Origin of the sequence: Pseudomonas sp. NPDC089428, from assembly GCF_044749325.1 — a bacterium.
GTDB lineage: Bacteria > Pseudomonadota > Gammaproteobacteria > Pseudomonadales > Pseudomonadaceae > Aquipseudomonas.
This window is the reverse complement of the sequence record NZ_JBIVHT010000005.1, coordinates 364,603-387,855: the sequence shown is the minus strand read 5'-3', so window position 1 is coordinate 387,855 and position 23,253 is coordinate 364,603. Positions and strand designations below refer to the sequence as shown.

The following is a 23,253-nucleotide window of genomic DNA, read 5'->3' as shown; positions in this document are numbered from 1 at the left end:
CCATGAGCGGAACGCGCATCTCTTTCTACAACCTGGCCTGGCGCTGGCACTTCTATGCGGGGCTGTTCGTGGCCCCGTTCATGATCCTGCTGGCGATCACCGGGATCATCTACCTGTTCAAGCCGCAGCTCGACCCGCTGCTGTACCGTGACCTGATGGTGGTCGAGGCCGGCCACCATCGACAGAGCGCCGACACCCTGCTGGCCGAAGTGCGCCAGGCCTACCCCAAGGGTCATGTCGGCCAGTACCTGCCGCCGATCGACGCCGAGCGCAGCGCGCAGTTCGTGGTGCACGACGGCGGCCGCGAGCTGAATGTGTTCGTCGACCCGTACAGCGGCAAGGTCCTTGGCGAGCAGGACGGCAAGCAGAACCTGCAGGCCATCGCCCGCGCCCTGCACGGCGAACTGATGGTCGGCACGGTTGGTGACCGTTTGGTGGAACTGGCCGCAGGCTGGGGCATCGTGCTGGTGGTGTCTGGCCTGTACCTGTGGTGGCCACGCGGGCGCAATGGCGCCGGTGTGTTGTGGCCGCGGCTGTCGGCACGCGGTCGGCTGTTCTGGCGCGACCTGCATGCGGTGACCGGGTTCTGGGGTTCTGCCCTGCTGTTGCTGATGCTGGTCAGTGGCATGACCTGGACCGGCATGTGGGGCAAACAGTACGCCGATCTGTGGAACCGCTTTCCGGCGGCCATGTGGAATGACGTGCCCAAGTCGGACCAGGAGGCCCGCGAGCTGAACAGCGCGCACCGCCAGACCGTACCGTGGGCGATGGAGAACACGCCAATGCCGCAGTCCGGTGCGCATGCCGAGCATGCCGGGCATCACATGATGGACAGCGCTCCGGCCGCGCCGCAGGTGAGCCTGCAGCAGGTGGAAGACATCGCCACTGCACGCCAGGTGCAAGCGGGCTACAGCATCACTGCGCCGACCACGGCAGAAGGCGTGTACACAATCGCCGTGTTCGCCGACGACCCACGCAACGACGCGACCCTGCATGTCGACCAGTACACCGGCAAGGTGCTGGCCGATGTGCGCTGGCAGGACTACAGCCCGGTGGCCCGCGCTACCGAACTGGGCGTGATGCTGCACGAGGGCAAGATGTTCGGGCCGCTGAACCAGATCATCATTCTGCTGGTGTGCCTGATGATCCTGCTGGGCTCGGTCAGCGGCCTGGTGATGTGGTGGAAACGCCGGCCCGAGGGTGGCCTTGGCGTGCCGCCGCTGCGCCATGACCTGCCGCGCTGGAAGGCGGCGGTGGGGGTGATGCTGGTGCTGGGCGCGATGTTCCCGCTGGTGGGTGTGTCGATGGTGGTGATGTGGGTGGTCGATAGCCTGGTGGTGCGGCGGCGCCGGGTGCTGGCCAGCGCCTGAGTGTCAGCCTGTACCGGCCACTTCGCGGGTAAACCCGCTCCCACAGGGATAGCACAGTACCTGTAGGAGCGGCTTTAGCCGCGAAGAGGCCGGCACAGGAGAATGCTGCACCCCAAAAGTCGAGTCGATCTGTCGCGCCCCGATCTGGCACGAGCGTGTTAGCCTAACCGGCTACCTCTGACAAGAAGACTGACCTTTCAACGGAATGCAGCTTGATGACGCAAACTTCTCCCAACGCGCCAGATGAACAACATCTGCAGCGCAACCTGACCAACCGCCACATCCAGCTGATCGCCATCGGCGGCGCCATCGGCACCGGCCTGTTCATGGGCTCGGGCAAGACCATCAGCCTGGCGGGGCCATCGATCATCTTCGTCTACATGATCATCGGCTTCATGCTGTTCTTCGTCATGCGCGCCATGGGCGAACTGCTGCTGTCGAACCTCAACTACAAGTCGTTCATCGACTTCTCCGCCGACCTGCTCGGCCCCTGGGCCGGCTATTTCACCGGCTGGACCTACTGGTTCTGCTGGGTGGTGACCGGCATCGCCGACGTGGTAGCCATTGCCGCCTACACGCAGTTCTGGTTCCCGGACCTGCCGCAGTGGATACCGGCACTGGCCTGTGTGGCCGTGCTGCTGTCGCTGAACCTGGTGACGGTGAAGATGTTCGGTGAACTGGAGTTCTGGTTCGCCCTGATCAAGATCGTCGCCATCCTCGGCCTGGTCGCCACTGGCCTGTACATGGTCATCACCGGCTTCACCTCGCCCAGCGGGCGCACCGCGCAACTGGCCAACCTGTGGAACGACGGCGGCATGTTCCCCAATGGCCTGATGGGCTTCTTCGCCGGCTTCCAGATCGCCGTGTTCGCCTTCGTCGGCATCGAGCTGGTGGGCACTACCGCTGCTGAAGCGAAGAACCCCGAGCGCACCCTGCCGCGGGCGATCAACTCTATCCCGGTGCGGATCATCGTGTTCTACGTGCTGGCCCTGATCGCGATCATGGCAGTAACCCCTTGGCGCGACGTGGTACCGGGCAAGAGCCCGTTCGTGGAACTGTTCGTGCTGGCCGGCCTGCCGGCGGCGGCGAGCATCATCAACTTCGTGGTGCTGACCTCGGCGGCATCGTCGGCCAACAGCGGCGTGTTCTCCACCAGCCGCATGCTCTACGGCCTGTCCCAGGAAGGTGACGCGCCACGCGCATTCGAGAAACTGTCGAGCCGTTCGGTGCCGGCCAACGGCCTGTTCTTCTCTTGTACCTGCCTGCTGCTGGGGGCGGTGCTGATCTACCTGGTGCCGAACGTGATTGAAGCGTTCACCCTGGTGACCACGGTGTCGGCGGTGCTGTTCATGTTCGTCTGGACACTGATCCTGCTGTCGTACCTGAAGTACCGCAAGCACCGCGCCGCGCTGCACCAGGCGTCGAACTACAAGATGCCGGGCGGGCGCTTCATGTGCTACGTGTGCCTGGCCTTCTTTGCCTTCATCCTGGTGTTGCTGAGCCTGGAAGCGGATACACGCTCGGCGCTGGTGGTGACGCCGATCTGGTTCCTGCTGCTGGCGGTGACCTATCAGGGCGTGCGTAGCCGTCGTCATCCTCGTTCGGCTGTGCGTGACGGCTGATTCTGCTGGGGCTGCTTTGCAGCCCATCGCCGGCAAGCGCGGCTCCCACCGGGGAACGCAATTTCCTGTGGGAGCCGCGCTTGCCGGCGATGGGCCGCACAGCGGCCCCAATCCTGTGCACACCAATCTCCCAGGCACCAAGCTGGACCTGCAAAACGCCCCAACACCTCGCACACCCCGTCTATTACGCACCTTCTGCCGTTAGGCACACCCCTTGCAATGCCCCTCCCCGCTTGGCCAACACCATAAAAGTACTCAGCGGAGAGAGCACATGAAGCGACGCAGTCTGATCAAGGCCTTTACCCTTAGCGCATCGATTGCCGCAATGGGCCTGAGCTGGAGCATCCAGGCCGCCGAGACCATCAAGGTCGGCATCCTGCATTCGCTGTCCGGGACCATGGCCATTTCCGAGACCTCGCTCAAGGACATGGCGCTGATGACCATCGACGAGATCAACGCCAAGGGCGGTGTGAACGGCAAGCTGCTCGAACCGGTGGTGGTCGACCCGGCCTCCAACTGGCCGCTGTTCGCCGAAAAGAGCCGCCAGCTGCTGACCCAGGACAAGGTCGCGGTGGTGTTCGGCTGCTGGACATCGGTATCGCGCAAATCGGTGCTGCCGGTGTTCGAGGAACTCAACGGCCTGCTGTTCTACCCGGTGCAGTATGAGGGTGAAGAGATGTCGCCGAACGTGTTCTACACCGGCGCCGCGCCCAACCAGCAGGCCATCCCGGCCGTGGAATACCTGATGAGCGAAGATGGCGGCAGCGCCAAGCGCTTCTTCCTGCTGGGCACCGACTACGTCTACCCACGCACCACCAACAAGATCCTGCGCGCCTTCCTGCACAGCAAGGGCGTGGCCGACAAGGACATCGAAGAGGTCTACACACCGTTCGGTCACGCCGATTACCAGACCATCGTCGCCAACATCAAGAAGTTCTCCGCCGGCGGCAAGACTGCCGTCATCTCCACCGTCAACGGCGACTCCAACGTGCCGTTCTACAAGGAACTGGCCAACCAGGGCCTGAAGGCCACGGACGTGCCGGTGGTAGCGTTCTCGGTAGGCGAAGAAGAACTGCGCGGCATCGACACCAAGCCGCTGGTGGGCCACCTGGCGGCGTGGAACTACTTCGAGTCGGTGGATAACCCGGTCAACCAGAAGTTCGTCGCCGACTGGAAGGCATACGCCAAGGCCAAGGGTCTGCCGGGTGCCGACAAGGCGGTGACCAACGACCCGATGGAAGCCACCTACGTCGGTATCCACATGTGGGCCCAGGCCGCCGAGAAGGCCAAGTCCACCGATGTCGACAAGGTCCGCGAAGCCTTGGCCGGGCAGACCTTCAAGGCACCGTCGGGCTTTACCCTGACCATGGACAAGACCAACCACCACCTGCACAAGCCGGTGATGATCGGCGAGATCCAGGATGACGGGCAGTTCAGCGTCGTGTGGGAAACCGAGCAACCGCTGCGGGCACAGCCGTGGAGCCCGTTCATTCCGGGCAATGACAAGCGCCCTGATTACGCAGTGAAAGGTAACTGAGTGCATTGGGGCCGCCTTGCGGCCCATTCGCGGGCAAGCCCGCTCCCACAGGGACCGCGCATGCTTCAAACCTTTCCCCGTACCTGTGGGAGCGGGCTTGCCCGCGAAGAATCCACCACTGTATTCCAGGACTGCCCGAATGCTCAGACTCCTGCTCACCCTGCTGCTGCTCCTACCCCTGGCCAGCCAGGCCAGCGAGGGCGAATTCTTCCTCAGCGCCAAGCCCGCCGAGCAGGCCCAACTGCTCGAAAGCTGGGCGGCGCAACCCGATGCCGCGCGCCTGCCACTGCTGGACAACCTGCGCCAGGGCCGCATCGCCGCCGATGACTCGCGCAAGGTGCGCCTGAACAACCGCCTGCGTGGCCTGATCGACAACGCCCTGGCCAGCCACCAGTTGCTCAGCGACAACAGCGCGACCCGCCTGGCCGCGGCCCAACAGCTGCAAAAGAGCGCGCAACCGGCACAGATGGCCTTCCTCGACCGGTGCTTCACCCGCGAACCGGACGCCGCCGTGCACGCCGCCCTTGGCCTGGCCCTGGCCAACCTGCAACTGGGCGCCAGCGAGCCGGCTGTGCGCCTGGCCGCTGTGCGCCTGCTCGGTGAAACCGGTGACCCGCTGGCCCGCACCCGCCTCGAAACCCTGCTGCAACCAGGCGCCGAGAGCGACCCGGGCGTGCGCACCGCCGCCGAAACCAGCCTGGCCCAGGTCAAGCGCAAGCTGCTGGTCGGCGAGCTGCTCGGCCAGGCCTTCAGCGGCCTGTCGCTGGGCTCGATCCTGCTGCTGGCCGCGCTCGGCCTGGCGATCACCTTCGGCCTGCTCGGGGTGATCAACATGGCTCATGGCGAGATGCTCATGCTCGGCGCCTATAGCACCTACATGGTCCAGGTGCTGATGCAGCGTTACGCCCCCGGCGCCATCGAGTTCTACCCGCTGATCGCGCTGCCAGTGGCCTTCATGGTCAGCGCCGGGGTCGGCATGGCGTTGGAGCGCACGGTGATCCGCCACCTCTACGGGCGCCCGCTGGAAACCCTGCTGGCAACCTGGGGCATCAGCCTGATCCTGATCCAGGCCATCCGCCTGCTGTTCGGCGCGCAGAACGTCGAAGTCAGCAACCCGGCCTGGCTGTCCGGCGGCATCCAGCTGCTGCCGAACCTGGTGCTGCCGTACAACCGCCTGGTGATCATCGGCTTCGCCCTGGCGGTGGTGCTGCTCACCTGGTTGCTGCTCAACCGCACACGGCTGGGCCTGAACGTGCGCGCCGTCACCCAGAACCGCAACATGGCCGCCTGCTGCGGCGTCTCCACCGGGCGTGTCGACATGCTCGCCTTCGGCCTCGGCTCGGGCATCGCCGGCCTTGGCGGCGTGGCCCTGAGCCAGGTCGGCAACGTCGGCCCGGACCTGGGCCAGAGCTACATCATCGACTCGTTCCTGGTGGTGGTGCTCGGCGGTGTCGGGCAACTGGCCGGCAGCCTCTGGGCAGCATTCGGCCTCGGCATCGCCAACAAGTTGCTGGAGCCACAGATCGGTGCGGTACTCGGCAAGATCCTCATCCTTGCGTTGATCATTCTGTTCATCCAGAAGCGCCCGCAAGGCCTGTTCGCCCTCAAGGGACGGGTAATCGACTGATGAACCAGCCACTGCTTGTCACCGCTACGCAAAAGGCCGGGCCACGGCTGTCGCTGGCCATTGGCGCGGTCGTCGTACTGCTGCTGGTGGCCCTGCCGCTGTTGTCGCTGCTGCCGGCGGATCACGCGCTGCACGTTTCGGCCTACATCCTGACCTTGGTCGGCAAGATCCTCTGCTACGCCATCGTCGCCCTGGCGCTGGACCTGGTCTGGGGCTATGCCGGCTTGCTGTCGCTGGGCCACGGCCTGTTCTTCGCCCTCGGCGGCTACGCCATGGGCATGTACCTGATGCGCCAGGCGGCCGGTGATGGCCTGCCGGGCTTCATGACCTTCCTGTCGTGGAGCGAACTGCCCTGGTACTGGGCCGGTACCCAGCACTTCGCCTGGGCCCTGTGCCTGGTAGTGCTGGCGCCTGGGTTGCTGGCGCTGGTGTTCGGCTGGTTCGCCTTCCGCTCGCGGATCAAGGGCGTGTACTTCTCGATCATGACCCAGGCCCTGACCTTCGCCGGCATGCTGCTGTTCTTCCGTAACGAAACGGGCTTCGGCGGCAACAACGGTTTCACCAGCTTCCGCACCATCCTCGGCTTCGACATCGCCGCGCAGGGCACCCGCGCGGTGTTGTTCCTGCTCACCGTCGGCCTGCTGCTGGCCAGCCTGTACCTGTGCTGGCGCCTGACCCAGAGCAAGTTCGGGCGCCTGCTCACCGCCGTGCGCGACGCCGAGAACCGCCTGATGTTCTGCGGCTACGACCCCCGCGGTTTCAAGCTGCTGGTGTGGGTGCTCAGCGCCGTGCTGTGCGGCCTGGCCGGCGCGCTGTACGTGCCGCAGGTGGGCATCATCAACCCCAGCGAAATGTCGCCGACCAACTCCATCGAAGCCGCCGTGTGGGTGGCCCTGGGCGGGCGCGGCACGCTGATCGGCCCGCTGCTCGGTGCCGGCCTGGTCAATGGCATGAAGAGCTGGTTCACCGTGGCCTTCCCGGAGTTCTGGCTGTTCTTCCTCGGTGCGCTGTTCATCCTCGTCACCCTGTACCTGCCCAAGGGCGTGGTCGGCCTGTTGAAGAAAAGGAGCCAGTCATGAGAGGCGTGCCCCCGGTACACCCGGAGTTCATGCTCGAACCGGTGTTCGACACCCTCGGCGCCGGCCGCGACGCCATTGGCCTGGGCCAGAGCCGCAAGGCCGGCCTCGACACCCGCCACGGTACGGTGCTGAGCCTTGAGGACATCAGCGTCAGCTTCGATGGCTTCAAGGCCCTCAACGCGCTGAACCTGTACATCGGCGTCGGCGAACTGCGCTGCATCATCGGCCCCAACGGCGCCGGCAAGACCACCATGATGGACGTGATCACCGGCAAGACTCGCCCCGACACGGGCAGCGCCTTCTTCGGCGACACCCTCGACCTGACCCGCATGAGCGAATACCAGATCGCCCAGGCCGGCATCGGTCGCAAGTTCCAGAAGCCCACGGTGTTCGAGGCGTTGACGGTGTTCGAGAACCTGGAGCTGGCGCTGAAGACCGACAAGTCGGTGTGGGCCAGCCTGGCCGCGCGCCTGAGCGGCGAGCAGCGCCAGCGCATCGAGGAAGTACTGAGCACCCTGCGCCTGCTGCCACTGGCCCAGCGCCAGGCCGGCCTGCTGTCGCACGGGCAGAAGCAGTTCCTCGAGATCGGCATGCTGCTGGTGCAGGAGCCACAACTGCTGTTGCTCGACGAGCCGGTGGCGGGCATGACCGATGCCGAGACCGAGTTCACCGCCGAGCTGTTCAAGGGCCTGGCCGGCAAGCACTCGCTGATGGTGGTGGAGCATGACATGGGTTTCGTCGGCAGCATTGCCGACCATGTGACCGTGCTGCACCAGGGCAGCGTGCTGGCGGAAGGTTCGCTGGAACAGGTGCAGGCGGATGAGCGGGTGGTCGAGGTGTATCTGGGCCGTTAGATATGGATACCTGTGCCGGCCTCTTCGCGGGTAAACCCGCTCCCACAGGTTTGGTGCAGGTCTCGAGAACTGCGCGGTCCCTGTGGGAGCGGGTTCACCCGCGAAAGGGCCGGCACAGGCAATGAAGAACCCCCAGGAACTCAACATGCTCAAGATCGACACCCTGCACCAGTACTACGGCGGCAGCCACATCCTCCGGGGCCTGTCCTTCGAAGCCAAGGTCGGCGAAGTCACCTGCCTGTTGGGCCGCAACGGGGTGGGCAAGACCACCCTGCTGCGCTGCCTGATGGGCCTGGTGCCATCTCGCGAGGGCACTATCGAGTGGGAAGGCAAGCCGATCACCGCACTCAAGCCCCAGCAGCGAGTCCACGCCGGCATTGCCTACGTGCCTCAAGGTCGCGAGATTTTCCCGCGCCTGACCGTCGAGGAAAACCTGCTGATGGGCCTGTCGCGCTTCCCGGCCCGCGAGGCACGTGAAGTACCCGCGTTCATCTACGAACTGTTCCCTGTGCTGGAGCAGATGAAACAGCGCCGTGGCGGCGACTTGTCCGGCGGCCAGCAGCAACAGCTGGCCATCGGCCGAGCCCTGGCCAGCCGCCCGCGGTTGCTGATCCTCGACGAGCCGACCGAAGGCATCCAGCCCTCGGTGATCAAGGAAATCGGTGCGGTGATCCGGCGCCTGGCCGAGCGGGGCGACATGGCAATCCTGCTGGTGGAACAGTTCTACGACTTCGCCGAAGAGCTGGCCGATCAGTACCTGGTGATGGCCCGTGGCGAAATCATCCAGCGTGGCCGCGGCGAAAACATGCAAGCCGAAGGTGTGCGCGGGCTGGTAACCATTTAACCTGCAAGCAATCACCCTGCGAGACGTTGTCATGAGTTACCAAATCCGCGATGCGCTGCCTACCGACGTGCCGGGCATCCTCGACATCTACAACGACGCCGTGCGCAATACCACGGCGATCTGGAATGAAACCCCGGTGGACCTGGGCAACCGCCAGGCCTGGTTCGAAGCACGGGCGCAGCAGGGCTATCCGGTCCTGGTGGCCATGGATGACACCGGCGTACTGGGCTATGCGTCGTTTGGCGACTGGCGGCCGTTCGAAGGTTTTCGCCTGACCGTGGAACATTCTGTGTATGTGCGTGGTGACCAGCGTGGCAAGGGCCTGGGCCCGGTGCTGATGGCGGCACTGATCGAGCGGGCGCGCGGGTGCGGCAAGCATGTGATGGTCGCGGCCATCGAGAGCGGCAATGCCGCGTCGGTGCGCCTGCATGAGCGACTGGGCTTCGTGGTGACCGGGCAGATGCCGCAAGTGGGGGTGAAGTTTGGCCGCTGGCTGGACCTGACCTTCATGCAGCTGGTGCTGAACCCAGGTGCCGAACCGAACTGAAATTGATGTTGGCTGTACTGGCCTCTTCGCGGCGGTTCGACGCCTCGATAAACCCGCGCCCACAGTGATCGCACAGTACTTGCGTGCCTGTGCAATACCTGTTGGAGCGGGTTTATCGAGGCGTCGAACCGCCGCGAAGAGGCCGGGCCTGTAACCCTCACATCTGGGTAAACCTGCCCAGCCGCTGCCTGAGCATGCTGTTCTCACTGCGCAGCTGCTGCACCTCCTGCAGCAGCTCAAGCGCCAGTGCCACGCCTTCCCACTCCAGTTCCAGATCCTGATGCAGCTTTGCCGCGCGCTTGGCCAGCAGCGGCGCCTGATCGTCGAACAACCAGTCCTCCGGCGTTCGCCCCGAAGGTTCGACAATGCCGTGTTCGACGATTTCGATCACGCAGTCAGCCGTGATATCGGCTTCCTGACACAGGGTACGCATGTCCAGTTGAACGATCAGGGTGCTGCTCATGATCACTTACTCCATTGTGTCCTCGGGTCGAACGCCGCTTTCTCGGAAAGCTGGGTCCACAGTTCACGGGTAGCAGCGTCGGAGGCCGGCGGCATCACCACTTTCAGCTGCGCGTAGAGGTTGCCGCGCTCGCCGCTCTTGTTGGCCAGGCCCATGCCCGGCACACGCAGGCGCTGGCCGCTCTGGCTGTCGGGGCGGATGGTCAGGTTGATCTTGCCGGTCAGGGTCGGCACCGCCACCTTGGTGCCCAGGGCTGCCTCCCACGGCGCCAGCGGCACTGTGATGATCAGGTCATGACCTTCGACATCGAACAGCGGGTGCGGTGCCATGCGCACGGTCAGGAACAGGTCGCCATTGGCACCACCGCCAACGCCTGGGGCGCCCTGGCCCTTGAGGCGGATGCGCTCGCCGTCGGTGACCCCGGCGGGGATCTTCACGTTCAGGGTCTTGGTGGTGAACCCGGTACGCTGGCCAGCCGCGTTGGTCTGCGGCACCTGGAAGCTGATCTGCTTGGATTCCTTGCTCAGGGTTTCTTCCAGGAAGATCGCCAGTTCCAGTTCCACGTCCTGCCCTCGTCTGCCGGCGCTGCGTTGTTGTTGCCGGGCACCACCACCGAACGGGTTGCCGCCGCGGGCACCGAAGATCGAGCTGAAGAAGTCGGAGAAGTCGCCGCCCTCGAAGCCACCGCCCGCGCCGCCGCGGCTCTGCCAGCCCGGTGGTGCCTGGAACGGCCGGCCGTGCTGGCCGCCGTACTTGCGGATTTCGTCGAACTCGGCGCGCTTCTGCGCGTCACCCAGCACCTCGTAGGCCTCGTTGGCCTCCTTGAATTTGTCCTCGGCGTCGCGCTCCTTGCTGACGTCAGGGTGATACTTGCGCGCCAGCTTGCGGTACGCGGCCTTGATCGCCTTCTCGTCCGCCGTGGGCTCTACGCCGAGTATCTTGTAATAGTCTTTGAAGTCCATCTATGGATCACCAGTGTGAATTTACGTGTTGCAACTGAAGATAGGGGTCAAGCATAGCCTTTCAAGGCGAGCTTGGGGTTGCCTCAAGGCAGACGATCGGTCTTGATTCTGTAGCCAACTGGCATAAACTGCGCGGCCGTTTTGCCTCCGGAAGCCTTTTCCCATGTCTGACGTATCGCCGGCCCGCGCCCTGGGCATCGACTTCGGCACCTCGAACTCCACGGTCGGCTGGCACCGCCCGGGCGTCGAATCGCTGATCGCCCTGGAAGACGGCAAGATCACCCTGCCGTCGGTGGTGTTCTTCAACATCGAGGAGCGTCGCCCGGTGTATGGCCGTCTGGCGCTGCACGAGTACCTGGAAGGCTACGAAGGCCGCCTGATGCGCTCGCTCAAGAGCCTGCTGGGTTCCAAGCTGATCAAGCATGACACCAGCGTGCTGGGCAGCGCCCTGCCGTTCAAGGACCTGCTGGGCATGTTCATCGGCGAGCTGAAAAAGCGCGCCGAGGCTGCCGCCGGTCGTGAATTCGAGCAAGTGGTGCTGGGCCGCCCGGTGTTCTTCGTCGACGAAGACCCGGCAGCCGACCAGGAGGCCGAGGACACCCTGGCCGAGGTGGCGCGCAAGATCGGTTTCAAGGACGTGTCGTTCCAGTACGAGCCGATTGCCGCGGCGTTCGACTACGAGTCGAGCATCAGCCGTGAAGAGCTGGTGCTCATCGTCGATATTGGCGGTGGTACTTCGGACTTTACCCTGATCCGCCTGTCGCCCGAGCGCCACCAGGTGGCCGAACGCCAGGAAGACATCCTCGCCACCGGCGGCGTGCACATCGGCGGTACCGACTTCGACAAGCAGCTGAGCCTGCAGGGCGTGATGCCGCTGTTCGGCTACGGCAGCCGGATGAAGAGCGGCGCGCTGATGCCCACCAGCTACCACCTGAACCTGGCGACCTGGCACACCATCAACGCCCTGTACTCGCAGAAGTCGCAGCTGGCCCTGGGCAGCATGCGCTACGACATCGAGGACACGCTGGGCATCGATCGCCTGTTCAAGCTGATCGAAGAGCGCGCCGGGCACTGGCTGGCGATGGAAGTGGAGGCCAGCAAGATCGAGCTGACCGAGCAGGTCAGCCGCCGCGTCGACCTCAGCCGCGTCGAGCGCGAGCTGGGTGTGGACCTGACCCGGGTACTGTTCGAGGAAGCCATCGAAGGGCTGCTGGAGCGGGTGCGCGGCAGCGTGACCGAGTTGCTGGCCAAGGCTGGGGTGAGCGCGGGCCAGGTCGACACGGTGTTCTTCACCGGCGGTTCGAGCGGGATTCCGGCATTGCGCAACAGTGTTTCGGCAATGCTGCCGAATGCGCGGCATGTGGAAGGCAACATCTTTGGCAGCATCGGCAGCGGCCTGGCCATTGAGGCGCGCAAGCGCTACGGCGCAGCCTGATCGTTTTCCGATTACCTGAACCGGCCTCTTCGCGGGTAAACCCGCTCCCACAGGGACCTCACAGTTTTGCAGAGCTGTGAGCTTCCTGTGGAAGCGGGTTTACCCGCGAAAGGGCCGGCAAGTCAGACCAGCTCGGCCCGCTTCAGCTCACTCTTCAGGTAGGCGTAATAGATCGGCCCGGCCACCACACCCGGCAAGCCGAACGCCGCCTCGAACACCAGCATCGCCAACAACAGCTCCCAGGCCTTGGCACTGATCTGCCCGCCGACGATCTTCGCGTTGAGGAAGTACTCGACCTTGTGGATCACGATCAGGTAACCCAGCGCCGCCGCCGCCACCCAGATCGACAACGACATGCCGACGATGGTGATCAGGGTGTTGGACATCAGGTTGCCGATCACCGGCAGCAGGCCGAGCAGGAAGGTCAGCACGATCAGTGTCTTGGTCAGCGGCAGGTGCACACCGAACGACGGCAGCACCACGGCGAGGAAAATGCCGGTGAACGTCGTGTTCAGCAGTGAAATCTTGATCTGCGCGAAGACGATGTTGCGAAACGCCTGCACCAGCAGGTTCAGCCGTTCGAACAGGGCTGCTGCCAGCGGCTTGCGCCGGGAAACGTCCGGGATGCGCTGCAAGGCGATGATCGCGCCGAGGATCATGCCGATCAACAGCGTCACGAACATGTGCGCCATGCCCTTGCCCACCAGTTGCAGGTCGCTCAGGTGGCTCTTGATCCAGTCGCCGATGGCTACCTTGAATTCCGCCGCGCTGGCCGGCAGGTAGGCCTCGATGAACGGTGGCAACTGGCTGCGGGCGCGTTCGACCAGGCCCATGAACTTGTCCAGCGAAGCGCCGGGGTTCTCGGCCTCGTGCAGCAGGAAGCTGAAGGCACCGGCTATCAACAGGGTCAGAACACTGACCACCAGCGTGCCGAGCAGCGCCACCGCCAGCCAGCGCGCACGCTGCCCGGCAATCAGCGGTTGCAGGCGCGGGGTGAGCATGTTCACCAGCTCGAATACCAGCAAACCGGCCAACAGGCTGGGCAGCAATTTCAGCGGCAAGGCCAGCAGCAGACCGGCCATGACGATGATCAGGCTGGCCAGGGTGATCTGACGGGGGGTGAAAGTCATACAGCCTCGACGGCAGACGGCGGGAATGCCCGCAGTCTGCCAGCCTTCAGGACACAGGCATAGGCGCAGGTCACTTCTTCTTCAGGCAGTCGCTCATGAACGCCTTGCGTTCGTCGCCCTTGAGCGCCTTGGTGCTGGCGTCGGCGTTGCAGGTCTTCATCTTGTCCTGCTGCGACTGGGGCACATCTTTCTTCAGGCAGGTGCTCATGAACGCCTTGCGCTCATCGCCCTTGAGGGCCTTGGCCGTGGCGTCGGCGTTGCAGGTCTTCATCTTTTCCTGTTGCGCCGTGTTGGCGGCAAACCCTTGCGCGCTGAACAACACGGCCAACACCAGCAGGGGGATGTGCAGCATTTTCATGGAGTGGTCTCCTTGACTCCGCGCCCGATGCACGGACATGCGCCTGAGTGTAGACAAGATTTTTTACATTTTGCCCGGGCATGGGCCTTCATAATGGCCAGCCAAGGCGTCACCGCCAAAACGAAAGAGTCTGTTGCTGCATGAATTACGCGTTTCCCCTTTTCGCCATCCTCATCTGGGCCGGCAACACCGTGGTCACCAAGATGTCGGCCGGCGCCATCTACCCTGCCGAAATCGGCTTCTACCGCTGGCTGCTGGCCGGCGCACTGTTCACCCCGTTCCTGCTGCCCGCCGTGTGGCGCAATCGCGCGGCCATCCGCCCACACCTGGGCAAGGTGGCCATTCTCGGCGTGCTGGGCATGGCCGTGTACCAGAGCCTGGCGTACTTCGCCGCCGGCATCACCAGTGCCACCAACATGGGCATCATCCTCTCGCTGATGCCGCTGATGTCGCTGGCCCTGTCCATCGCCTGGCTGGGCCAGCGCCTGAGCTACGGGGCCCTGGCGGGCGCGGTGGTGTCGTTCGTTGGTGTGCTCGAAGTGGTGTCCGCCGGGCAGCCAGGCATCTTGCTGGAACACGGTTTGAACAGCGGCGACCTGCTGATGCTGGTGGCGACCCTGGCCTACGCGCTGTACAGCTTCCTGCTGAAGAAGTGGCAGCTGCGCCTGCCGCCGTTGCAGCTGCTGTACCTGCAAGTACTGGTGGCCATCCTGGTGCTGCTGCCGTTGTTCCTGCTCTCGGACAAGACCGGCCTGAACGGCCACAACATCGGCCTGGTGCTTTATGCCTGTGTGCTTGCCTCGATGATCGCCCCGCTGGTGTGGATGCAGGCCGTGCATCGCCTGGGGCCAAGCCGCACCACGCTGTTTTTCAACCTGCTGCCGGTGGTGACCGCGCTGATCGCCGCCCTGGTCCTCGATGAACAGCTGGCCGGCTATCACCTGATCGGTGGCGTGCTGACCTTGGCCGGGGTGATTCTGGCCGAGCGCTGGACCACACCCGTACGCCGCTAGAGCCCGGCTGCCTTGAGCCGCGCCGCATGTTCGGTGAACAGCCGCAGCGGCTCGGCGCCCTTGCCCACGGCGCCCAGCGACTGGTTGACGATATCCAGGTGATCAAGCGGGAAGTCATCGCCAATCACCTGCCCCAGATGCGAGCTGAACCGCCCGACCATGCCGTCGCAATGGCCCTTTTCCCTGACGAAACTACGCGCAAACAGCCGGCAGAAGCGGCTGCTGCCGTCGAAGCGGTTGCGCCCCTGATCGGTCAACCCGGGCTGCAAGGTGCCGGACCAGGAGTAGTAGCGCACGCCTTTCACCTCATACGCACCCTCCCCGCCCCAGGTTTCCGGTAACCCTTGTGGATAAGCCTGGTTGAACAGCGCCACGCCAGCGCTGGTCAGGGCATGGTGCGAAGCGTGCACGTCGACCGGCAGCGGGTCGCGGCGCCAGCCGGTTTCCAGCCACACCAGCAGCACCGCCAGGCCATGCAGGATGGCTCTGAGCATACGCCCCTGAGGTGAGTCCCCTGGCGCCGTGCGCGCCAGGTGATCGGCCAGTTCCGACCCATGGTTGGGCCCCGCCACCGAAGTGACCGAGGCGACCCGATCCGGCCGTTTTGCCGCCGCATAGCGTGCGTTCAGCGCCCCTTGGCTGTGGCCGATGAGGTTGACCTTTGCCGCGCCTGTGCGCTGGCAGATGTCTTCGATGATCGCCAGTAGCTGCTCACCGCGCACCTCGTTGGAATGCAGGGGCGAGACCTGTACCGGGAATACCTGCGCGCCGCCCTTGCGCAACGCCGGCACGATGCCGAACCAGTACGGATAGAGCAGCACACGCACGAAGCCAAGCATGCCTGGCACCAGCACCAACGGGTATCGCGTGGTCAACGCCTGCTGCATGGCTTGAGCCCCTTTTCCGTGGAGGATTGGCCAACACTAGCGCCGCTTCGATGACTATCGCAATCGAACTCCCGACGTGCCACGCGGTTCCAATCCAGAACAGACCCTTTGCAAGGAGCGGGACCATGTACAAGCAGACCCTGGCAATCCTTCTGGCAAGCGCGGCCCTGGCCGGCTGCAGCAACCGCCCGGAAAACCCGGCGGACTACGTCACCTACCGTGACGAGCCGCTGGTCAAGCAGGTGGAAAACGGCATGACCATGCAGAAAGTCATCGCCATCGGCGGCAGCCCGTCGAACGTGATCGACCTGCCGCACGGCGGCACCTGCAACGACTACATCCTCAACCGCGACGGCCACCAGCAGCCGTACTACGTGCGCTTCGATGCCACCGGCCATGTCGATGCCAAGGGCTTCAAGACCTGCAAGCAACGCGAAGCGGACAGCAAAGCCGCCCTCGGCGCGTGAGCTTCCCGCCAACCTTGACCACCCGTGCTGATCCATCTGGAGACAATCATGAGCAACGTTGAACTGACCGATGTGCAAACCCTGCGCGCGCGTGCCCGTCAGCATGTCGAGCAAGGCGCGGTGACCGAGGGCTACCATGCCGACCGCAAGGAAATCCTGCGCCTGCTCAACGAGTCGCTGGCCACCGAGCTGGTCTGCGTGCTGCGCTACAAGCGCCATTACTTCATGGCCAGCGGAATCAAGGCCAGCGTGGCAGCCAGCGAATTCCTCGAACATGCGAACCAGGAAGCCGAGCACGCCGACAAACTGGCAGAGCGCATCGTGCAGCTGGGCGGTGAGCCGGACTTCAACCCGGACAACCTCACCAAGAATTCCCATGCGCAGTATGTGGCGGGCAGTTCGCTGAAGGAGATGGTGCTGGAGGACCTGGTGGCTGAGCGGATCGCCATCGACAGCTATCGCGAGATCATTCAGTACATTGGCGATAAAGACCCGACTACCCGGCGGATCTTCGAAGACATCCTCGCCCAGGAAGAAGAGCACGCGGACGACATGTCCGATCTGCTTCAGGGGCTTTAATCGCAGGGGCCGCTTTGCGGCCCATCGCCGGCAAGCGCGGCTCCCACAGGGACTGCACAACCCTCAGGTCTGTGGAAATCTTGTGGCAGCCGCGCTTGCCGGCGATGGGCTGCAAAGCAGCCCCCTGCTATTTCTGCTTTTTCACCGCAGCCGGCGCCTTGCCGGCTTTCATCTGCTGCAGCAACGGCGTGCACTGGTTGGGCTCATCACCACTGCTGGGCGCCACCAGCGCCAGCAACCCGGCAGCCGGCCCGGCCACCACCCCCAATGCCACCATCCCCGCCCCACGCAACGCCAGCGGCACCGCCTGCACCCCGGCACTGGGTTTGGCAAACGGCCCCCGTACGTACAGTGGTGAACGCAACGAGAACAACCGCAGGCCTTTGGATTCCGGGTTGATCTTGAGGTCCAGCTGCTCACTGGCAAAGTTGGCCGTGCCGTTGATGTAGATGATCGCGTTCTCGGTGTCGAAGATGAACAGCCGCGTGGTCGCCAGCCCGTCCTTGATCCCCACGTCCGCCGCCGCGCAGTTGATTTTCACGTCCTCGTCGCCGAACAGCTTGCCAACCACATAATTACCCACGTTAAGCCCCGCGATCTCCATCAGGCTGCGGCTGATGGCGCCATCATTGATCAGGAGCCGCAGGTTGCCATTGGCTGTGCCCAGCAACGCCGCCACCGAGTTGCCACGGCCACTGATGTCGGCATCGCCGTTGAGTTCGCCGAAACTGGTCTGCATCGGCGCAAAACCTGGGAACAGCTGCTTGAGCTTGAAGCCACGCGCGGTCAGCTGGGCGCTGCCCTGCAGCGGCACGTTGCGGCCATCGAGGCGGATGTTGGACGCCAGGCTGCCACCGGCCACGCCAAATCGCAGCGGCTCAAGACGCAACAGGCCGTCATCGAGGATCACGTGGGCGGACAGGTCGTTGAATGGCAGCTTTTCGCTGTGCACGATGCGCTTGCCGGCAAAGCTGACGTCGGCATCCATCGCGCGCCAGCGTTCGGTGCGAAACTCCTCCACCGGCAGCACCTTGTCGGCCGGCTGCTTGCTGGCACCGCCGCGGGCTTTCTGCTCGGCATTGGAGTCGGCGCCGATCAGCGGCGCCAGGTCCTTGAACAGCAGCTGGTTGGACACCAGGTTGCCGGACAGCTTGGGGCGTGGCTGGCTGGCGACGAAGGCCAGGTCACCATGGATGTCGCTGTCGCCGATCTTGCCGTTGAAGCCCTGGTAATTGAAGGTGGCGCCTTCGGCTGCATGCAGGTTGGCGCTGAGCCGGCCATCGGTGGAATAGGCCGGGGTGTCTGGCAGCGTCACACCGGTCAGCGGGTAGAGGTTGCCCAGACTGGCACCGGACAGGCGCAAGCGCAGGTCCAGCGCGCCGAGGTTGCGCGGGTCGGTCAGGGTCCCGGCGAGCCGCACATGGGTATCGGCGATGCGTACGTCTGCCTGCAACGGGAACGGCTGGCTGGCGTCCTGCAACGCCAGCAGGCCGCCGATCTTGCCAGTGCCGGATACCGGCTGGCCTTTGTAACGACCCTGAGCCTTGAGCCCGAACGCATAATCCTGGGCACCTCCAGCCTTTTCGGCACTGGCCTTGCCGACGATTTCGCTGAACGGGATCGGTTTGCCGAGCGGGTCGATCTGCACCTTCATGCTGGTTTTCAGCGTCTGGTCGTCGAAGCTGACATTGCCCTGGTCGAAACCGATGGCACCGATGTCCAGCTGCCACTTGGACGGTTGCTCGTTCTCGTCCTTAGGCCCGAAGTCGAAAGTCCAGTTGGCACGGCCATCGGCCAGCCGCGTCAGGCTGGCGGTGGGCCTGGTCAGGTCGATGCGCGGGATGCTGATCTGCTGGAATACCAGTGGCAGTGGAGCCAGGCGGAACTCCACCCGCTCAAGGCCGACCATCTGCGGCTCCTTCAGCCAGTCGGGGTTGCCCAGGGTCAGGTCTTCGGCAATGAAGTGCGGCCACGGCACCCAGGCGCGCCAGCCGCCTTCTTCCGGCTCGGTGCGCCAGTGCACGGCGAGGTTGCCATTGATCGCGAACGGCCGGTGCAAGGCCTCGGACACTTTCTCGTTGAGCAACGGCTTGACGCGGTTCCAGTCGAAAGTGGCGATTATCACGACCAGGATCGCCAGGAGGGTCAACAAGGTGGTTAAGGTCCAGACGAGGATTCTGGCGGGACGCGTCATTGCGTGGTTCTCCTGGCGGTATGGCATGAAGCGGGCGTAACGATGGCACTCAATATCTCGGACTGACGAAAACCCGCTGGGTTTTATCGGAGAGCGCCATGATAGCGAGTTTTGTCTGCCTTCTTGCTCAGGTTGGGCACTTGCGTCGCTGCCGGTGTTACCGGGACCGATTACCGGCAAAAAGCCATATATCGCGACAAAACACTTGAAATAGAGCCTTCGCATGGCGCTATCAATACCGTCGATTGTTACCATTACCCGTATGAACTTCTCTCTGGCGTCACCGGGCGTAGCATTGGCTTCGTACCCACTTTCCAGCCCCCGAGAGGAGCACCGAACCATGAAACGCACTCTGCTGTCCCTGACCCTGTCCATTCTTGCTGCCAATGCCTTCGCCCTGCCAGCGGCCGACCAGCACCTGACTGCCGAATCGCGCTCCAGCGCAGCTGAAGTCGCCCAACCCCTGAAAACTGTTGCCGAAGGTGGTTCGGACCGCTTGATCGAACGCAGTGGCCGTGTCGCAGAAGGTGGCTCTGATCGCCTGATCGAACGCAGTGGCCGTGTTGCCGAAGGTGTCTCCGACCGCCTGATCGAACGCAGTGGCCGTGTTGCCGAAGGTGGCTCCGACCGCCTGATCGAACGCAGTGGCCGTGTCGCCGAAGGTGGCTCCGACCGCCTGATCGAACGCAGTGGCCGTGTCGCAGAAGGTGGCTCCGACCGCCTGATCGAACGCAGTGGCCGTGTTGCCGAAGGTGGCTCCGACCGCCTGATCGAACGCAGTGGCCGTGTTGCCGAAGGTGGCTCCGACCGCCTGATCGAACGCAGTGGCCGCGTAGCCGAAGGTGGCTCTGATCGCCTGGTTGCAATCAGTCATGTGAGCTGATCGCCATGGCCGAAAAGAACAACCTCTGTCACACGGCTTGCTCCCCTCCCAGCCCGGTCCATTGACCGGGCTTTGTTTTTTTATCTAGAGTGCCCAGCCTCACCGTCACAGAAGCCAGCCCCATGCTGCCGCGCGCCGAACAGAAGCTACAGACCCGCCAAGCCCTGCTGGACGCCGCCTGCCAGCTCATGGAGAGTGGCCGTGGCTTTGGCAGCATCAGCCTGCGCGAAGTGGCCAAGGCAGCAGGCATCGTACCGACCGGCTTCTATCGCCACTTTTCCGACATGGATGCCCTGGGCCTGGCGCTGGTGGCCGAAGTCGACGCCACGTTCCGCCAGACCATCCGCCTGGTGCGGCATAACGAATTCGAGCTCGGTGGCATCACCGATGCTTCCGTGCGCATCTTCCTCGACGTGGTCGCCGCCAACCGCGCCCAGTTCCTGTTCCTCGCCCGCGAGCAGTACGGCGGCTCTCAAGCCGTGCGCCAGGCCATCGCCCGCCTGCGCCAGGACATCAGCGACGACCTGGCCACCGACCTTGCGCGGATGAAGCGTTGGCAGCACCTGGACGGTGCGGCACTGGCGGTAATGGCCGACCTGGTGGTGAAGACCGTGTTCGCCACCCTGCCGGAACTGATCGACAGCCCGGAGCCGGGTTATCCACAGGTGCTGAGCGCCCGGGAAAAGATCACCCAGCAGCTGCGCTTCATCTTCGTCGGCGCGCGGCACTGGCAGGGGCTGGGTAACCCGAGCTGAACGCTCTCCTGCTCTTGCCCGCGAAGAGGCCGACACAGCCAACCCGCAACCCTAGTTCTGCTACCATGGCGCCCTGCCCGAAAGCGACGAGCGCCCACATGCCCAACCCCCGCCCCGCACTGCCCGAACTGGCCCGCTTCAACCAGCACTTCGCCGATTGCATCGTGCCGCTGTGGCAAGGCCCGGGCTGGAACGCCGACATGGCCCTGCCCTACGAGGCCCTGGACGCCCAGCACCGCCCATTGCCGGTGCAGCGCTACCGGGCCATGGCCTGTGCTCGCCAGCTTTACCTGTTCAGCAGCCGCATCGAACAGCCGGGTGCGGCCGAACGGGCGGCGGCGCTGTTCCGCTCGTTGCAGAAGCACTTCCACGATGCCGAGCATGGCGGCTGGTTCTACAGCATCGACGCCGACGGCAAGCCGCTGGACCGTCGCAAGGACCTCTACACCCACGCCTTCATCGTGTTCGCTTGCGCTCATTACTGGGGCAAGGTCGGCGAAGGGTTGGTGGAAGCCACCCTCAATGCCGCCCTGAAAGTGGTCGACGAGCAGTTCGCCCGCAATGACGGCCTGTATGAAGCCAGCCTCGGCGAAGACTGGGCAGACCTCGGCAGCGGCCCGCTGCAGAACCCGCAAATGCACCTGGCCGAGGCCTTCCTGCACGTGCTGGCGGTACGCAAGGACGAGCACGTGCAGCAATCGCTGCTCAAGCTTTGCGAATCGTTGCAGGCACACTTCATTGAACCGCAGCATGGGCTGATGCTGGAAAAGCCACGGGGCGCTGTGGATAACTGGTTCGAGCCGGGTCACCAGTTCGAATGGTTCTACCTGCTGGAAACCTCGCCGCTGCTGCGGGGGACCGCGCTGCATGCATCCATCGACCGGGCCTTCGGCTATGCCGAGCTGTGTGGGGTAAACAATGCGGCAGTGCTGGCCATGCTCGATGTGGATGGCAAGGTGCTCGATGCGACCCAGCGGATCTGGGCACAGGCGGAATACCTGCGGGCACTGGTTTTGCGCCCGGGGAATGAGGCGAAGCTACTGGTGCAGCTGAAGGCAATGGAACAGCAGTTCCTGCATGCAGGTGGCTGGTATGAATGCCGCGATGGCGAAGGGGCGGTAAGCCGGCACGACATGCCCTCTACAACCCCTTATCATTTGGCTACTTGCCTCGAAGCGATGGCGCGTTGCGACTAATGGTGTGATTTCCTGCTGCAGCTGAAATGCACTGCCTTTTACCCTCCACATTCCTTCATGTAACGGGTTCAAGCCAGTGAACAAGCAGACATTTGCAGACTATCTCCAGCAGGAAATCAACAAAGCAGCGCAAGACATCGTCAACCGGTCCGACAATGTCGACTACTTCGCTCATGGCAAGCTGAGCTATCTGCTCAGCCTCCGCCGTATCACCAGTGGCAACGCAGTGCGTGAGGATTTCGGTCGGCATGACGGAATCAATGATGTCTTGCAGCTGCTCGAGATCATCCCGCAAGACCGTACCTACCTTTCTTACATCCCGAAGTGATCCAAGCACCATGGGCGAACCGGTAATCATCGGTTCGCCCATGTCAGCTCCAGTTATTGCTTGGCGGACCGATCAATCGAGAAGCCTGCCCAGTCCTGGCTCACCGGCATCAGCTCAAGGCTGTTGATGTTGATGTGTGCTGGCTGGTTGAGAATCCAGAAAATGGTCTCGGCGATGTCCTGCGGCTGGATCGGCTCAGCGCCAGCATAGGTGGCGTCGTACTTGGCCTGGTCACCGCCGAAGCGCACCAGCGAAAACTCGCTCTCGCACAGGCCCGGTTCGATGTTGCTCACCCGCACGCCGGTACCACGCAGGTCGCAGCGCAGGCTCAGCGAAAACTGGCCGACGAAGGCCTTGGTGCCGCCATACACGTTGCTGCCGGGGTACGGGTAATTGCCCGCCACCGAACCTACGTTGAGGATCGACGCACCGCGGCCATGGGCGATCAGGCGCGGCAGCAGCAGGCGGGTGGTGTACATCAGGCCTTTGATGTTGGTATCGACCATGGTTTCCCAATCGTCCAGGCTGCAGTTCTGCGCCGCATCCACACCCAACGCCAGGCCCGCGTTGTTCACCAGGCCACGCAACTTGTCGAAGCCGGCCGGCAGACTGGCGATGGCCTGCTCCATGGCCTTGCGGTCACGCACATCGAGCACCAGGCCGTGAACTTCGGTCTTGGCCGACAATTCGGCACACAGAGCATCCAGGCGCTCCTTGCGACGACCAGTGAGCACCAGCTTCCAGCCAGCTTCGGCGAAGCGGCGGGCAGTGGCCTCGCCAAAACCGGAAGTCGCGCCAGTGATGAATACGGTGGACGTCATGCTCTGTTCCTCACGGTAGGTTGTAATCGGCAGCTTTGCAGCATGCCCGCGACGGGCGCTGGCAGCAAGCCGTTCAGGCCACTGTTCATTTTTTGATCACATACTTCAAACCCTTGTGGCAGAGGGCTCGACGCCAGCTATGCGCATGTTATCCACAAGGCTTTCCCCACGGATTGGGGGCAACTTGTCCACTGCGCGGAACCCTTTCAGCATATCGTGGTCGGTGGATATCTTTTCGGTGATGGCGCAACGCTTTCAAGCATGCCGCCTGCAGCGGTCTGTCCAAGGCTTTCCCACAGACT

At 63.8% G+C, this 23,253-nt stretch carries 23 protein-coding genes; 15 read left to right on the top strand and 8 right to left on the bottom strand.

Features of this window, described 5'->3' with window-relative positions; all coding sequences use genetic code 11:
• The first annotated feature begins 2 nt into the window (after nt 1-2).
• The 8 genes from ACIPZ5_RS12910 to ACIPZ5_RS12875 all read left to right on the top strand — a co-directional run bounded on the left by ACIPZ5_RS12910 (nt 3) and on the right by ACIPZ5_RS12875 (nt 9,480).
• Nucleotides 3-1,370 (top strand): PepSY domain-containing protein, encoded by a 1,368-nt coding sequence (locus ACIPZ5_RS12910; RefSeq protein WP_343598264.1) that lies wholly within the window; start codon nt 3-5, stop codon nt 1,368-1,370.
• Between the two features lie 215 nt (nt 1,371-1,585).
• A complete protein-coding gene (cycA, locus tag ACIPZ5_RS12905) occupies nt 1,586-2,992 on the top strand; it encodes a D-serine/D-alanine/glycine transporter (protein ID WP_400808971.1) in 1,407 nt (468 codons plus the stop codon).
• Nucleotides 2,993-3,263: 271 nt separating this feature from the next.
• Nucleotides 3,264-4,529, top strand: a complete 1,266-nt coding sequence (gene urtA, locus ACIPZ5_RS12900) for an urea ABC transporter substrate-binding protein (RefSeq protein WP_079229882.1) — start codon at nt 3,264-3,266, stop codon at nt 4,527-4,529.
• Nucleotides 4,530-4,668: 139 nt separating this feature from the next.
• Complete coding sequence (urtB, locus tag ACIPZ5_RS12895; protein ID WP_400808969.1) at nt 4,669-6,156, top strand: urea ABC transporter permease subunit UrtB; 1,488 nt, start codon at nt 4,669-4,671, stop codon at nt 6,154-6,156.
• On the top strand, nt 6,156-7,235 hold the full coding sequence (gene urtC / locus ACIPZ5_RS12890) for an urea ABC transporter permease subunit UrtC (protein WP_343598257.1): 1,080 nt from the start codon (nt 6,156-6,158) through the stop codon (nt 7,233-7,235). The genes urtB and urtC overlap by 1 nt, the downstream gene beginning before the upstream one ends.
• Complete coding sequence (gene urtD / locus ACIPZ5_RS12885) at nt 7,232-8,089, top strand: urea ABC transporter ATP-binding protein UrtD (protein ID WP_261942507.1); 858 nt, start codon at nt 7,232-7,234, stop codon at nt 8,087-8,089. The genes urtC and urtD overlap by 4 nt, the downstream gene beginning before the upstream one ends.
• Before the next feature lie 145 nt (nt 8,090-8,234).
• Nucleotides 8,235-8,933 (top strand): urea ABC transporter ATP-binding subunit UrtE, encoded by a 699-nt coding sequence (urtE, locus tag ACIPZ5_RS12880; protein WP_261942506.1) that lies wholly within the window; start codon nt 8,235-8,237, stop codon nt 8,931-8,933.
• A 31-nt stretch (nt 8,934-8,964) separates the two neighbouring features.
• Complete coding sequence (locus ACIPZ5_RS12875; RefSeq protein WP_400808965.1) at nt 8,965-9,480, top strand: GNAT family N-acetyltransferase; 516 nt, start codon at nt 8,965-8,967, stop codon at nt 9,478-9,480.
• Nucleotides 9,481-9,637: 157 nt separating this feature from the next.
• On the opposite strand, the gene ACIPZ5_RS12870 is transcribed toward ACIPZ5_RS12875, so the two are convergent.
• Together ACIPZ5_RS12870 and cbpA are read right to left on the bottom strand one after the other, a co-directional pair.
• On the bottom strand, nt 9,638-9,943 hold the full coding sequence (locus ACIPZ5_RS12870; RefSeq protein ID WP_343598253.1) for a chaperone modulator CbpM: 306 nt from the start codon (nt 9,941-9,943) through the stop codon (nt 9,638-9,640).
• A gap of 2 nt (nt 9,944-9,945) precedes the next feature.
• Nucleotides 9,946-10,905, bottom strand: coding sequence for a curved DNA-binding protein (cbpA, locus tag ACIPZ5_RS12865; protein ID WP_313710535.1), 960 nt, complete (start codon nt 10,903-10,905; stop codon nt 9,946-9,948).
• Between the two features lie 163 nt (nt 10,906-11,068).
• Here cbpA and ACIPZ5_RS12860 point away from each other — a divergent pair, with 163 nt between their 5' ends.
• Entirely contained in the window at nt 11,069-12,340 is a 1,272-nt protein-coding gene (locus tag ACIPZ5_RS12860) for an Hsp70 family protein (RefSeq protein WP_400808961.1), read from the top strand.
• Between the two features lie 122 nt (nt 12,341-12,462).
• On the opposite strand, the gene ACIPZ5_RS12855 is transcribed toward ACIPZ5_RS12860, so the two are convergent.
• Both ACIPZ5_RS12855 and ACIPZ5_RS12850 read right to left on the bottom strand, forming a co-directional pair.
• Entirely contained in the window at nt 12,463-13,470 is a 1,008-nt protein-coding gene (locus ACIPZ5_RS12855; protein WP_343598248.1) for a hypothetical protein, read from the bottom strand.
• 70 nt (nt 13,471-13,540) lie between these two features.
• Nucleotides 13,541-13,828, bottom strand: a complete 288-nt coding sequence (locus ACIPZ5_RS12850; protein ID WP_343598246.1) for a PsiF family protein — start codon at nt 13,826-13,828, stop codon at nt 13,541-13,543.
• A gap of 140 nt (nt 13,829-13,968) precedes the next feature.
• Here ACIPZ5_RS12850 and ACIPZ5_RS12845 point away from each other — a divergent pair, with 140 nt between their 5' ends.
• Nucleotides 13,969-14,841 (top strand): DMT family transporter, encoded by an 873-nt coding sequence (locus ACIPZ5_RS12845; protein WP_343598244.1) that lies wholly within the window; start codon nt 13,969-13,971, stop codon nt 14,839-14,841.
• Here the strand turns inward: ACIPZ5_RS12845 and ACIPZ5_RS12840 are convergent.
• Nucleotides 14,838-15,728 carry a triacylglycerol lipase gene (locus tag ACIPZ5_RS12840; protein ID WP_261942498.1) on the bottom strand — a complete coding sequence of 297 codons (891 nt, stop codon included), beginning with the start codon at nt 15,726-15,728 and terminating at the stop codon, nt 14,838-14,840. The genes ACIPZ5_RS12845 and ACIPZ5_RS12840 overlap by 4 nt on opposite strands.
• Nucleotides 15,729-15,853: 125 nt before the next feature.
• Between ACIPZ5_RS12840 and osmE the strand changes: the two genes are divergently transcribed.
• The gene (gene osmE / locus ACIPZ5_RS12835) at nt 15,854-16,195 is read left to right on the top strand and encodes an osmotically-inducible lipoprotein OsmE (protein ID WP_261942497.1); all 342 of its coding nucleotides are present in this window, start codon (nt 15,854-15,856) and stop codon (nt 16,193-16,195) included.
• Nucleotides 16,196-16,243: 48 nt separating this feature from the next.
• On the top strand, nt 16,244-16,774 hold the full coding sequence (locus ACIPZ5_RS12830; RefSeq protein ID WP_261942496.1) for a bacterioferritin: 531 nt from the start codon (nt 16,244-16,246) through the stop codon (nt 16,772-16,774).
• A gap of 127 nt (nt 16,775-16,901) precedes the next feature.
• Here ACIPZ5_RS12830 and ACIPZ5_RS12825 read toward each other — a convergent pair whose 3' ends face one another.
• Nucleotides 16,902-18,968 (bottom strand): AsmA family protein, encoded by a 2,067-nt coding sequence (locus ACIPZ5_RS12825; protein WP_400808957.1) that lies wholly within the window; start codon nt 18,966-18,968, stop codon nt 16,902-16,904.
• Nucleotides 18,969-19,308: 340 nt separating this feature from the next.
• On the opposite strand from ACIPZ5_RS12825, the gene ACIPZ5_RS12820 reads away from it, so the two are divergent.
• From ACIPZ5_RS12820 to ACIPZ5_RS12810, 3 genes are all read left to right on the top strand, one after another.
• Nucleotides 19,309-19,851: a phage infection protein gene (locus tag ACIPZ5_RS12820; RefSeq protein ID WP_400808955.1), complete on the top strand. Its 543-nt coding sequence runs from the start codon at nt 19,309-19,311 to the stop codon at nt 19,849-19,851.
• A gap of 122 nt (nt 19,852-19,973) precedes the next feature.
• The gene (locus ACIPZ5_RS12815; protein WP_261942493.1) at nt 19,974-20,606 is read left to right on the top strand and encodes a TetR family transcriptional regulator; all 633 of its coding nucleotides are present in this window, start codon (nt 19,974-19,976) and stop codon (nt 20,604-20,606) included.
• Between the two features lie 98 nt (nt 20,607-20,704).
• Nucleotides 20,705-21,802, top strand: coding sequence for an AGE family epimerase/isomerase (locus tag ACIPZ5_RS12810; protein WP_400808953.1), 1,098 nt, complete (start codon nt 20,705-20,707; stop codon nt 21,800-21,802).
• A gap of 55 nt (nt 21,803-21,857) precedes the next feature.
• Here the strand turns inward: ACIPZ5_RS12810 and ACIPZ5_RS12805 are convergent, their stop codons facing one another.
• The gene (locus ACIPZ5_RS12805) at nt 21,858-22,172 is read right to left on the bottom strand and encodes a hypothetical protein (protein WP_400808951.1); all 315 of its coding nucleotides are present in this window, start codon (nt 22,170-22,172) and stop codon (nt 21,858-21,860) included.
• A gap of 11 nt (nt 22,173-22,183) precedes the next feature.
• Nucleotides 22,184-22,951 (bottom strand): SDR family oxidoreductase, encoded by a 768-nt coding sequence (locus tag ACIPZ5_RS12800; RefSeq protein ID WP_343598235.1) that lies wholly within the window; start codon nt 22,949-22,951, stop codon nt 22,184-22,186.
• Between the last annotated feature and the right edge of the window lie 302 nt (nt 22,952-23,253).